Source organism: Streptomyces spinosus (assembly GCF_020400655.1).
In the GTDB taxonomy this organism is placed as follows: domain Bacteria; phylum Actinomycetota; class Actinomycetes; order Streptomycetales; family Streptomycetaceae; genus Streptomyces; species Streptomyces argyrophylli.
In genome coordinates, this window is record NZ_JAINRC010000001.1 from 607,906 (window position 1) to 620,113 (window position 12,208).

Below are 12,208 nucleotides of genomic sequence, written 5' to 3' on the forward strand. Positions count from 1 at the left end.
CTCAGGCGGTGAACCGGATCCTCCCCGGCACCGCTGTCGGGTAGTGCTGGGTCGTGCTGGAAACGCCGACAGGTATAGTCCACTTCCCGCCAACTGAGCAAGATCGAATGCAGGGTTCGCGTTGGGTCTTTTCCGAGTTGAGACCTCGCGGAAATATGAAGGCCCACGGAAGGGCCTGCCGGAAAAAGTCGCGACATAAGTCCCTGAATGCCACAGCCAACACCCTTGACATCACGGGCCACTTGACCACCTACTGGTTCCTGCGCCCTGTAGTTGACAACGTTGTCCGGAGGGGGCGCAGGAGGGGAAATCGGTAGATGCAGCGCAGAACGCGGCACAGATGGGGCCCGGCGGTCGTCCTCACGGCCGCCTTTGTCATGGCCGTCGGCGCGCAGGGCGCGGCGGTCGCCCTGCCCGCCAAGGCCCAGGCGCCCGACCGGGAGTTCGCATCCTCGTTCGAGGCGGGCGACCCGGCGCCGGACTGGCTGAACACCGTCGACACCGGGCGGGACGGGACCAAGCGCGCCTCGGGCGTCGACGGCGGCTACAGCACGGGCATCCCGGGCAATGTCACCGACCATGTCACCGAGGTCCGCGCCAGCGGCGAGAACGCGGGTGCCGGCGAGGTCAAGGAGAACCTCGTCGACGGCGAGCCCGGCACCAAGTGGCTGACCTTCGAACCCACCGGCTGGGTGGAGTTCGACCTGGACAAGCCCGTGAAGATAACGACGTACGCGCTCACCTCGGCCAATGACTTCGACGAGCGCGACCCCGCGGACTGGACCCTGAAGGGCTCCTCCGACGGCAAGGACTGGAAGACGGTCGACACCCGCTCGGGGGAGGACTTCGCCGAGCGCTTCCAGACGAAGTCGTACGACCTCGCCGAGCCGGCCGAGTACCAGCACTTCCGGCTGGAGGTGACGAAGAACGCCGGCGCCGCGGACATCCTCCAGCTCGCCGATGTGCAGTTCTCCACCGGCAGCGGCGGCGGCAGCCCGGTGCCGCAGGACATGCTGACCCTGGTCGACAAGGGCCCGAGCGGCTCCCCGACCGCCAAGGCGCGGGCCGGGTTCACCGGGAAGCGTGCCCTGCGCTACGCCGGCCGGCACACGGCGGCCGGCCGGGCCTACTCGTACAACAAGATCTTCGACGTGAACGTGAAGGTGGGCGGTAACACCCAGCTGTCGTACCGCGTCTTCCCGTCGATGGCCGACGGTGACCGCGACTACGACGCCACCAACGTCTCCGTCGACCTGGCCTTCACCGACGGCACCTATCTGAGCGGCCTGGGCGCCCTGGACCAGCACGGGTTCCCGCTCACCCCGCGCGGGCAGGGCGCGTCGAAGGCCCTGTACGTCAACCAGTGGAACAACGTGTCCGCGCGGATCGGCTCGGTCGCGGCCGGCAAGACCGTCGACCGGATCCTGGTGGCGTACGACTCCCCCGACGGCCCGGCGAAGTTCCGCGGCTGGCTGGACGACGTGGCCCTGAAGCCGGTGGCGCCCGAGAAGCCGAAGGCGCACCTGTCGGACTACGCGCTGACCACCCGCGGCACCAACTCCAGCGGCAGCTTCTCGCGCGGCAACAACTTCCCGGCGACGGCCCTGCCGCACGGCTTCAACTTCTGGACCCCGGTGACCAACGCGTCCTCGCTGAGCTGGCTGTACGAGTACGCGCGGGCGAACAACGCGGACAACCTGCCGACGATCCAGGCGTTCAGCGCGAGCCATGAGCCGAGCCCCTGGATGGGCGACCGGCAGACCTTCCAGCTGATGCCCTCGGCCGCGTCCGGCACCCCGGACACCGGCCGCGAGGCGCGGGAACTGCCCTTCCGGCACGAGAACGAGACGGCTCGGCCGTACTACTACGGCGTCCGGTTCGAGAACGGCCTGAAGGCCGAGATGGCCCCGACCGACCACGCGGCCGCCCTCCGCTTCACCTATCCCGGTGACGACGCGAGCGTGCTGTTCGACAACGTCACCGAGCAGGCCGGGCTCACACTGGACAAGGAGCACGGCACCGTCACCGGCTACTCCGACGTGAAGTCGGGCCTGTCGACGGGCGCGACCCGGCTGTTCGTGTACGGCGAGTTCGACAAGCCGGTCACCGACGGCGGCTCCAGCGGGGTGAAGGGCTTCCTGCGCTTCGACGCGGGCGCCGACCGCACCGTCACCCTGCGCCTGGCGACCTCGCTCATCAGCGTCGACCAGGCGAAGGACAACCTGCGCCAGGAGATCCCGGACGGCACCTCCTTCGACACGGTCAAGGACCACGCCCAGCGGGTCTGGGACAAGCTGCTCGGCAAGGTCGAGGTGGAGGGCGCGACCCCGGACCAGCTCACCACGCTGTACTCCGGCATGTACCGGCTGTACCTGTACCCCAACTCGGGCTTCGAGCGGGTCGACGGCAAGGACCGGTACGCCTCGCCGTTCTCCGCGATGCCGGGCCCGGACACCCCGACGCACACCGGCGCGAAGATCGTCGACGGCAAGGTGTACGTCAACAACGGCTTCTGGGACACCTACCGGACCACCTGGCCGGCGTACTCGTTCCTGACGCCGTCCCAGGCGGGCGAGATGGTCGACGGGTTCGTGCAGCAGTACAAGGACGGCGGCTGGACCTCCCGGTGGTCCTCCCCCGGCTACGCCGACCTGATGACCGGCACGTCCTCGGACGTGGCCTTCGCCGACGCCTACGTCAAGGGCGTGAAGTTCGACGCGAAGGCGGCGTACGACGCGGCCGTGAAGAACGCGACCGTCGTCCCGCCGATGTCGGGCGTGGGCCGCAAGGGCATGGCGACCTCGCCCTTCCTCGGCTACACCCCGACCGACACCCACGAGGGCCTGTCGTGGGCGATGGAGGGCTACGTCAACGACTACGGCATCGCGAAGATGGGCGAGGCGCTCTACGAGAAGACCGGCGAGAAGCGCTACCGGGAGGAGTCGGAGTACTTCCTGAACCGGGCCCGCGACTACGTGAACCTGTTCGACGCCAAGGCCGGCTTCTTCCAGGGCCGCGACGCCAAGGGCGACTGGCGCGTGGACTCCGCGAAGTACGACCCGCGCGTGTGGGGCTACGACTACACCGAGACCAACGGCTGGGGCTACGCCTTCACCGCCCCGCAGGACAGCCGCGGCCTGGCCAACCTGTACGGCGGCCGGCAGGGCCTGGCCGACAAGCTGGACGAGTACTTCGCCACCCCGGAGACGGCCTCCCCCGACCTCGTCGGCTCCTACGGCGGTGTCATCCACGAGATGACCGAGGCGCGGGACGTCCGGATGGGCATGTACGGCCACTCCAACCAGGTCGCGCACCACGTCATCTACATGTACGACGCGGCCGGCCAGCCGTGGAAGGCGCAGGCGTACGTGCGCGAGGCGCTGTCCCGGCTGTACACCGGCAGTGAGATCGGGCAGGGCTACCACGGCGACGAGGACAACGGCGAGCAGTCGGCCTGGTACCTCTTCTCCGCGCTCGGCTTCTACCCGCTGGTGATGGGCAGCGGCGAGTACTCCATCGGCTCCCCGCTGTTCAAGAAGGTCACCGTGCACCTGGAGAACGGCCGGGACCTGGTGGTGCGGGCGCCGGGCAACAGCGCGAAGAACGTCTACGTCCAGGGCGTCATGGTCAACGGCCGCCCCTGGAAGTCGACGTCGCTCCCGCACTCGCTGCTGTCCAAGGGCGGGGTGCTGGACTTCTTCATGGGCTCCAAGCCGTCGGCGTGGGGCTCCGGGAAGGACGCGGCGCCGGTCTCGGTCACCCGGGACGACAAGGTGCCGACGCCCCGCGCGGACGTGCTGAAGGGTGACGGCCCGCTCTTCGACGACACCTCGGCGACGAGCGCGACGCTCACCTCGGCGGACCTCCCGGCCAAGGCCGGTGCACGGCCGGTCCAGTACACGCTGACCTCGGGAGCCGACCACACGAAGGCACCGACCGGCTGGACCCTGGAGGGCTCCACCGACGGCACGACCTGGCGGACCCTGGACCACCGCTCCGGCGAGTCGTTCACCTGGGACCGCCAGACCCGCGCCTTCACCATCGCCGCACCGGGCACCTACACGAAGTACCGCCTGGTCCTGGACGGCGAGTCGACCCTGGCGGAGGTGGAACTGCTGGGCTGACCAGCGGCTCGTCCGCGTTGACATGAGGCCCCGGGGGCCCGCCGAACCCAAGGCGTCCCCCGGGGCCTCGTCAGGTTCGGTGGCCGGCTGCCGGCGTACCCGGGACGTGCCCGCACGCCAGGGTGATCCGGTCGGCTCCGCCCCCCTCTGTCGGTGCCCCGAGGCAGAATCGACTCCTGTCACGCACCGCGTACGACGAGGGGGGTCCACCGATGCACGCTCCCGTGGACATCGGTGAGCTGGTGCGCTTCGCGCTGCACACGATGGGCGAGCGCAACGCGCACCACGAATTCGAGCGGCTCTGCCTGGAGGTCGCCCGCCGGCGTCTGGTCAGCAACCTGCTGATGGCCACCGGACCGGTGAGCAGCGGGGGCGACCAGGGGCGGGACGGCGAAAGCTTCTGGACGGCCCTGGTCCACCCGCCGCACCCCCCGGCCTCGCAGTTCGCCGCTCTCGCGTCGCCACAGCGGGTCGTCCTGGCCTGCACCATCCAGAGGACCAACGTCGCGGCCAAGGTCAGGAAGGATCTGGCGGCGATCAGCGGACAGGGCGGCGCCGTGGACCGTGTCCTGTACTTCACCGTCGCCCCCGTGCCGGTGGCCACACGGCACGCACTGCAACGTGAGGCACGGGAGGTCCACGACGTCGAGCTGGACGTCTTCGACGCGGTCGCCCTCACCGACTTCCTCACCACGCCGGACCTGATCCACCTGGCCCAGCGGCACCTGGGGCTGCCCTCGCTGCCGGGCATGGGCGGTGAGCGCGCGGGAGACCTGTCGGTCGCAGTGCCCGAGGACGCGATCGAACACCACATCCGTGGCCGGGACGCGCTGCTGGCCGAGCTGGCGGAGCAGATGACGCGTGGCGGCGACCGTGTGGTGCTGTGCGGGGCCGGCGGCTGCGGCAAGAGCACGGTGGCACTGGCGCTCGCCCGCCGGGGCCGCGCCGCCGGGTTGCGGGTGTGGTGGGTCGACGCCGCGACCCGCAGCACCTTCGAGGAGGGGTTGCGCGAGGTCGCCGTGCAGGCGGGTGTGTCCCGCGAGGAGGCCCGCGAGGTGTGGACGCGGCGGGAGGCGGCCCGGGACGTGCTGTGGCGCGCGCTGGACGACCCGCGTACGGGGCGGTGGCTGCTGGTCGTCGACAACGCCGACGACCCGTCGGCGGTACGCGGCTGGATCAGGGCACCCCGGCCGGGGAGCACGGTGCTGGTCACCAGCCGGGAGCAGCGGCCCGCCGCCTGGTGGAGGCAGGCGGCCCTGCACGCCGTCGACCCGATCGGCGAGACGCACGGCGCCGAGATGCTCCGGGAACTCGCTCCGCGGGCCGGGACGGAGGAAGAGGCGCGGAGCCTGTCCCGGCGGCTCGGCGGACTACCGCTCGCCCTGTTGCTGGTGGGCAGGTACCTCGCCATGACCAGCGACGACCCGGTGCTTCCGGAGTCAAGTACGCCGCGCTCGTTCGCCGCGTACCGGGCGGCGCTCGACCGGGAGTTCCCCGAAACCGTCTCGGCCCTGTCGCACGACCCGTCCGGCCCGCTCACGCGGACCTGGGAGATGTCCCTGGATCTGCTGGAGGCGAAAGGGGCAGCCGTCGCACGGCCGCTGTTCCGGCTCATCTCCTTCTTCGCACCCGACCCCCTGCCGGTCGTGCTGCTCATCGGCAGTGTGCTGGCGCGGGCGAGCGTGTTCGCCGGGCTGTCGGCGACCGGCCTGGAGGAGGCCGTGCGCGGTCTCCTCGGCTGCGGGCTGCTGAACCGCCGCCGGATCGAGGCGGACGGTTCGACGGTGGACACCCTGGTCGTCCACCCGCTCGTCCGTGAGATCACGCGCATGCAGCCGGACGCCGTCGCGGGCGCGCCCGAGTACACGACCCTGTCCGTCGCGCTGCTGGCGAAGGTGGCCGGAGGGCTGCCGAGCGACGACACGTCGACGTGGCTGCTGTGGCGTCTGCTCGCACCGCACTGCACGTGGGTCGCGTCCGACACCTCCCACGCGGCCGGGGAGGAGTGGATGCTCCGCGGTGATCTCGCCGCGCTGACCGCCTCGTACGCGCACTCGGCCGGTGTGTGGGCGCTGGCGGAGGAGCAGCTCCGCCACGCGTTGGATGCCCTCGGGCACTGCCTTCCCGCGGACGCGCCGCGCATCGTGGCGACTCGGCACAACCTGGCCTACCTCCGGCACGATCAGGGGCGTTACGACGAGGCCGAGGCGGAGCTCGCCCGCGTCCTGGCATCGGCGCTGAAGAGTCTCGGCCCGGATCACCGGACCACCCTGGCGGCACGCCATGAACTGGCCAGGCTCCGTCTGGAGCGCGGGGACGTCGCCTACGCCCATGCCGAGCTGTCCGTCGTCGTCTCCCGCACGGCGGAGACACTGGGGCCCGACCACCCGGTCACCTTGGCGGCCCGGCACGAGCTCGGCCGCACCCTGCGCGCCCGAGGTGACCTCGCCGGGGCCCGGTCCCTGTTCGAGCAGGTGGTCGGCGCCAAGACGGACTCCCTGGGCGAGGCGGCACTGCCGACGCTCGTGACCCGTCATGAACTCGCTGACCTGCTCCTCGAACTCGGCGAGGTGGAACAGGCCCATGCCGCCTTCACGGAGATCCTGGCCCTGGAAGACCGGGCTCAGGGGCGCGACCACCCCAGCACCCTGGTGACCAGGAACAACCTCAGCCGCGCCCTCGTGGAACTCGGACGGCTCGACGAGGCCGAGGGGGAGCTGCGCGAGACGCTCGCCGCGTGGGACCGGATCGGTGAAGGGGCCCATCCCATGGCACTCGTCACGCGCGGAGCCCTCGGTGGTCTGCTCGCCACGACCGGCCGGGCGGCCGAGGGGGAGAAAATGCTGCGGACAGCGGCCCACGCGCTGGAGCGGATCTTCGGCGCCGGCCATCGCGAGACCGTCGACGCCCAACTCAACCATGCGGAGTCCCTGCACCGGTTGAACCGGCACGCGGACGCGGAAGTCCTGCTCCGTGCCGTCGTGGGAGCCTTGGTGGATACGGCCGGCGGCGAGGGGCCCCGCGTCCTCGCGGCTCGCCGGAAACTGGCCGACATCTGCTTCGAGCTGGGCCGGGACGCCGAGGCGGAGGACGAACTACGCCGGATCGTCGCCGCGAAGAGCCGGGACCTGGGGGCGGACCACGCGGAGACGCTCCGGGATCGCCAGGCTCTGGCGGCAGTCGTGCTGCGCCAGGGACACACGGCCATCGCCGCCAGACAACTCGTCTCGCTCGTCGATCCGTTGGACGCCGCCCTGGGCCGCGACCACCGGGACTCCCTGATCGCGCGGTCGAATCTGGCCTTCGCCCAGTCACAGCTCGGCGCCGACGCGGCGGCCAGACGACAGCTTCGACGCGTCGTGGCGGTGTACGAGGAGGACGGACTCGTGCCGGACGAGTTGCTCGCCACCGTGCGGGAACTGCTCCACCAACTTGGGTGAGGCGATCCGCCGGCCAGGGCCGGGACGAAGGCGCACCGGCACGGTGCGGAGCGCGGAGTCCGTGTGGACGCGCCCCGCACCGCCGGTGTCAGCGCACCGCGAGGGCGAAGACGTGCAGGTCCGTGTTGCGTGGGAGCGTGACGCTCTTGATCTGTTTGCCGGCCGGGGCCTGGTACGGCTCGGTGGCGAAGACGTACGTCGCCACCGGGTCCTTGTCCGCGCCGGCGACGTTGCGGTACGCGGTCTTCGCGACGACCTCGTTGCCGTACTGGACGGAGCCGCCACCACCGCCCACGGTCCAGTCGGTGAAGGACAGGTCGACGGTGCCGGTGGTGCCGTCGGTGTAGGTGACGGTCGCCTTGGTCTGCTGGTTGCCGTTGACGGCGCTGCCGACGAAGGACAGGGCGCCCGCCGGGCTGTTCAGCACGATGGTCTGGCCGGACGCCGAGGCGTTGTCGGGGCGGCCGGCGGGTGAGGCGGGCCAGGTGAACGCGAGACCGCCGACCGTGGCCTGCTTGCCCGGGGTGAGGCCGGCCGCCGCGAGGGCCTGCCGGGAGTAGCTCCAGCCGCCGCCGTCGAAGTCGGCCTCGTCGTGGTCGCCGTCGTCGTCGGAGACGCCGGTGCTGTTGTAGGCCGCGAGCAGGGTGCCCGGGGCCGCCACGGTGAGCGCCACCGGCTGCTCGTAGGAGGAGTCGCCCGAGGTCACGGTGGTCAGGACGTCGGCGAAGCCCTGCTCGGCGTCCCGGGCCGCCGTGAGCGTGATCTCCTGGGCGCCGTCGGTGACCCTGCCCTCGGCGGGCGTGGCCGTCACCCCGGCCGGGGTCCGCACCCGGAAGCGGACCTCGGGACCGGTGCCGCCGGTCAGCGACAGCGCACGGATGCCGATCTTCGTGCTGTCACCGGGGGCGAGGGTGGCCGTGGTGGGCCCGACGCCGATCTGGTACGGCTGCTCGCCCTGCCGGAAGGACGGCGGCGGGCTGCCGGCGCCCCAGTCGCGGTCCGGGGTGGCGCCCAGCGTGTAGTCGAGCCGGCCGCCGTCGCGGACGAAGGACGCGGGCAGCCACGGCCGGTCGCTGCTGCGGCCGTTCACTTTCAGGGACCGGACGTACGGCGCGTCGGCCGCCGCTCCCGTGGCGCGGACGGAGATGTCGTTGCCGTGCGGCCGGTCGATCTCGATCCGCTCGAACAGCGGTGAGGCGAGGACCAGTTCGGCGCGGGAGGGCACCTGCGGGTACATGCCGAGGGCCGAGAAGACGTACCAGGCGGACATCGCGCCGAGGTCGTCGTTGCCCGGGATGCCGCCGGGCTCGGTGGACCACAGCTGCCGCATCGCCGCGCGGACGGTCTGCTGCGTCTTGTAAGGGGCGCCGGCGTAGTCGTACAGGTAGGGGACGTTGATCGACGGCTCGTTGTCCAGTTCGGACTTGGTGCCGCCGTTGCCGGTGAAGGCCCAGCCGCCGTCGGCGTCGTGGAAGAAGTCGTCCAGCCGGGCGAGCGCCGCCTCCCGGCCGCCCAGCGCGGCGAAGAGGCCCGCCGGGTCGTGCGGGACCATCCAGGTGTACTGGGCGGCCGTGCCCTCGACGAAGCCGTTGCCGGTGTCCGGGGTGAAGCCGGTGACCCAGCTGCCGTCGGCCTTGCGGTTGGCGATGTACCCGCCGTCCGGCGCGGCGGCGACGTTGAAGTTGTTCTGCCACCACTGGGCGCGGCGGGCGAAGGTGTCGGCCGTGCCCTTCTCCCCCGCGGCGCGGGCGAGTTGGGAGATCGCGAAGTCCGCGGTGGACATCTCCAGGGTCTCGGCGGCCCCGCCCCAGGCGTTGGACACGCTCGGCATGTAGTGCAGCTTCAGGTACTTGTCCAGGGAGGGGCGCTGGCCCGCCGACAGCACGGGCTTGCCGGCCGGGGACAGGTCCTGCGGGGTCGGGACGGTGGCCGCCCGGACGAGGGACTTCAGGGCTCCGTCGAGGTCGAAGTCGGTGCCGCCGAAGGCGCGGATGCCGGCCAGCGCGGTCGGCGCGGGGTCGCCGTTCATGACGTGGGTGCCGCTCGCGCCGTGCAGCCAGCGGTCCCAGACGCCGCCGTTCTGCCGGGCCAGCTCGTACAGGGACTGCGCGATGTCCGACCCCGTCCGCGGGTCGAGCAGTGTCAGCAACTGGACCTGGTCGCGGTAGACGTCCCAGCCGGAGAAGGTGCCGTACTGGGCGTGCCGGCGACGGTCGACCCTGTGCACGCGGCCGTCTGCGCCCCGGTACCTGCCGTCGGCGTCGCTGATGACGTTCGGGTGCAGCAGCGCGTGGTAGAGCGCGGTGTAGAAGGTGGTGCGGTCGGCGTCCGTGCCGCCGCCGACCCGGATGGCTCCGAGCCGCTCCCGCCAGGCCCGCCGGGCCGCCTGGCGGACCGCGTCGAAGGACCGGCCGGGCGGGTTCTCGGCTGCGAGGTTGGCGGCGGCGGCCTCCCGGCTGACGTAGGAGATGCCGACCTTGACGTTGACCGGGCCGTCGCCGGGCGCGAACTCCACGTAGCCGCCCGCGCCCTTCCCGGCGACCGGCCGCCCGCCGTGCGAGAAGCCGCCGGTGCCGCCGGAGGCCTCGCGGGACCCGGGGTCGAGCCGGTCGTCGTGCCAGGTGCCGGTGGCCTTGAAGGAGCGGTCGAAGCGGGCCGTGAAGTAGAGGGTGTAGTAGGAGCGTTGGCCCTCGGGGTCGAGGTAGCCGCAGAAGTTGCCGGAGGTGACCGAGCCGGAGATGGTCCGGGTGTCCGGGTCGATCGTGACCGTCGAGTCCTGCGAGCCGACCTCGGAGTTGGCGGTGCGCACGAGCAGGGAGGCGGGCTTGCCCGCCGGGTAGGTGAAGCGGGCCGAGCCGGTGCGCGCGGTGGCGGTGAGGTCGGCGGTGACGCCGGAGGCCAGGCCGACCTCGTAGTGGCCGGGCTCGGCGGTCTCGTCGGTGTGGCGGAAGTCGGAGGCGTAGACGGCGTCCTTGGTGTCGCTCGCCGGGGAGGAGGTGACCTCGCCGGCGTACGGGAAGAACGGGATGTCCCCGCTGCCGCCGGCGCAGCCGGTGCCGGACATGTGGGTGAGGCTGAAGCCCCGGATGCGGGTGGCGTCGTACTGGTAGCCGCCCGGCGCGGCGGTTCTCGTGGCGTCGCCGCGCGTGTTCTCCGGGCTCCAGGAGAGCATGCCGAACGGCACGACGGCGCCCGGGAAGACGTCGCCGCCGTTCCTGGTGCCGATCAGCGGATCGACGTACGGGGTCGGGTCCTTGACGAGGCCGGGGGGCGCGGTGGTCGCCGCCAGGGCGTGGGTCGCCGTGCCGGCGGTCGCGAGGAGCGCGGACAGCAGCAGGGAAGCAGGTCTGAAACGCATGACGCGGCCCTTCCTCCTAACGGACGGGTCGCGCACCACAGGTCGCACAAGCCGCAGGGACAGTAACGTGCGCCACCGGTACCACGGAAGACCGCGTGCGCGCCGGGAGGCGTACGCCCTCTTCACCCGGCCGGACCAGCCAAGTGGGTTGACATCGTTGTCGGTTGAGGCGGTAGAGTCATGTGCACGACGACTGACAACGATGTCGCACGCCATCTCGCCGCACAAGCCACGCGGTTGCTGGTCATTTCCCTCCGGACAGGCAGCCCACCCCCCTCGCCTGCCCGGCTCGCGGACCCGGTGCGTACGTCACCGGGTCCGCCCAGAGCGCGCAGCGGTGTTCCCGGGGCCGGTGCAGCCCCGGTCCCCCTGGCGGCCGGGCTCGCGTGAGTCCTTCGCCGCCCGGCTCCGCTTCCCGGATCTCGTCGGTGACGCCCGGCGCACCCTCCCGCGACCGGACGGCCGCCTCGGCCGGAGCCGCGTGAACCGCGTCGGCGCGGAACGGCGCCTCACGACGGGCCGCGACCCGCGCCAGGACCTTCTCCGTGTCACGACCTCCTCCGTGTCACGCCCCCTCCGTGTCACCGGCCCGGCGTGCGCCTCACAGGGCTGGCGGAGCGGCCGGCGGCGGCCCGCCCGCCCTCCGGGCGAGTGGCGGCATCCGCGCGGAGGGGACTTCACAGCGCCGCGAAGTGGGTACCCGGCTGTTCTCGTCGGCCGCCGCCCGAGGAGGCCGGCGAGCCGCTCGGCCCCCCTGCGGCGGCCGAGGATGCCGGAGCGGCCGGCCCCGGCTCCGGCGGCAGGCCACCCTTGACATGGGTCCACTCAAGTTTTATCCCGATTGATAGGCAATTCGGTTCGGAACGCGCGGCTCGCGGTGGGTGAGGAGGTGACCCGCACGGTGGAGCCGGACCTGTACGCGGTGCTCGGTGTGGCGCCCTCCGCCACGGCCGAGGTGATCACCTCCGCCTTCCGCCGCAGGGCGTGGGAACTACGGCCGGACACCCGGGTGGACGCGGTCACCGCGGCCCGGTTCGCCGAGGTGCGTACGGCGTACGAGACGCTCCGGGACCCGGTACGGCGCGCGGCCTACGACCAGTACGGGCGGTCGTCCCGGCGGCGGCACCGCGCCCCGTCAGGCGCCGCCGCGACGAGCCCGCTGTCCCGCCTGCGGCACCTCCTGGTGCCGGGCGCCACGGCTCCCGAGCCGCCGCTGCGCGCCGGGCCGGTGCACTGGGAACCCGGTGAGCGGCCGTAGGGCACACGGGCCGACGAGGAAGAGGGAG

4 protein-coding genes are annotated in these 12,208 nt (G+C 72.0%); 3 read left to right on the forward strand and 1 reads right to left on the reverse strand.

Annotated features, from left to right (window positions below; translation table 11 throughout):
- The first annotated feature begins 317 nt into the window (after window positions 1–317).
- A complete protein-coding gene (locus tag LG395_RS02600; RefSeq protein WP_225808273.1) occupies window positions 318–4,124 on the forward strand; it encodes a GH92 family glycosyl hydrolase in 3,807 nt (1,268 codons plus the stop codon).
- 212 nt (window positions 4,125–4,336) lie between these two features.
- A complete protein-coding gene (locus tag LG395_RS02605; protein ID WP_225808274.1) occupies window positions 4,337–7,564 on the forward strand; it encodes a tetratricopeptide repeat protein in 3,228 nt (1,075 codons plus the stop codon).
- An 88-nt stretch (window positions 7,565–7,652) separates the two neighbouring features.
- On the opposite strand, the gene LG395_RS02610 is transcribed toward LG395_RS02605, so the two are convergent.
- Window positions 7,653–10,922: a GH92 family glycosyl hydrolase gene (locus LG395_RS02610; protein WP_225808275.1), complete on the reverse strand. Its 3,270-nt coding sequence runs from the start codon at window positions 10,920–10,922 to the stop codon at window positions 7,653–7,655.
- Between the two features lie 889 nt (window positions 10,923–11,811).
- On the opposite strand from LG395_RS02610, the gene LG395_RS02615 reads away from it, so the two are divergent.
- Complete coding sequence (locus LG395_RS02615) at window positions 11,812–12,180, forward strand: J domain-containing protein (protein ID WP_225808276.1); 369 nt, start codon at window positions 11,812–11,814, stop codon at window positions 12,178–12,180.
- Window positions 12,181–12,208 lie beyond the last annotated feature (28 nt).

Coding starts and splice junctions, on each gene's coding strand:
- LG395_RS02600 (WP_225808273.1), top strand. CDS start 318: ATGCAGCGCAGAACGCGGCACAGATGGGGCCCGGCGGTCGTCCTCACG.
- LG395_RS02605 (WP_225808274.1), top strand. CDS start 4,337: ATGCACGCTCCCGTGGACATCGGTGAGCTGGTGCGCTTCGCGCTGCAC.
- LG395_RS02610 (WP_225808275.1), bottom strand. CDS start 10,922: ATGCGTTTCAGACCTGCTTCCCTGCTGCTGTCCGCGCTCCTCGCGACC.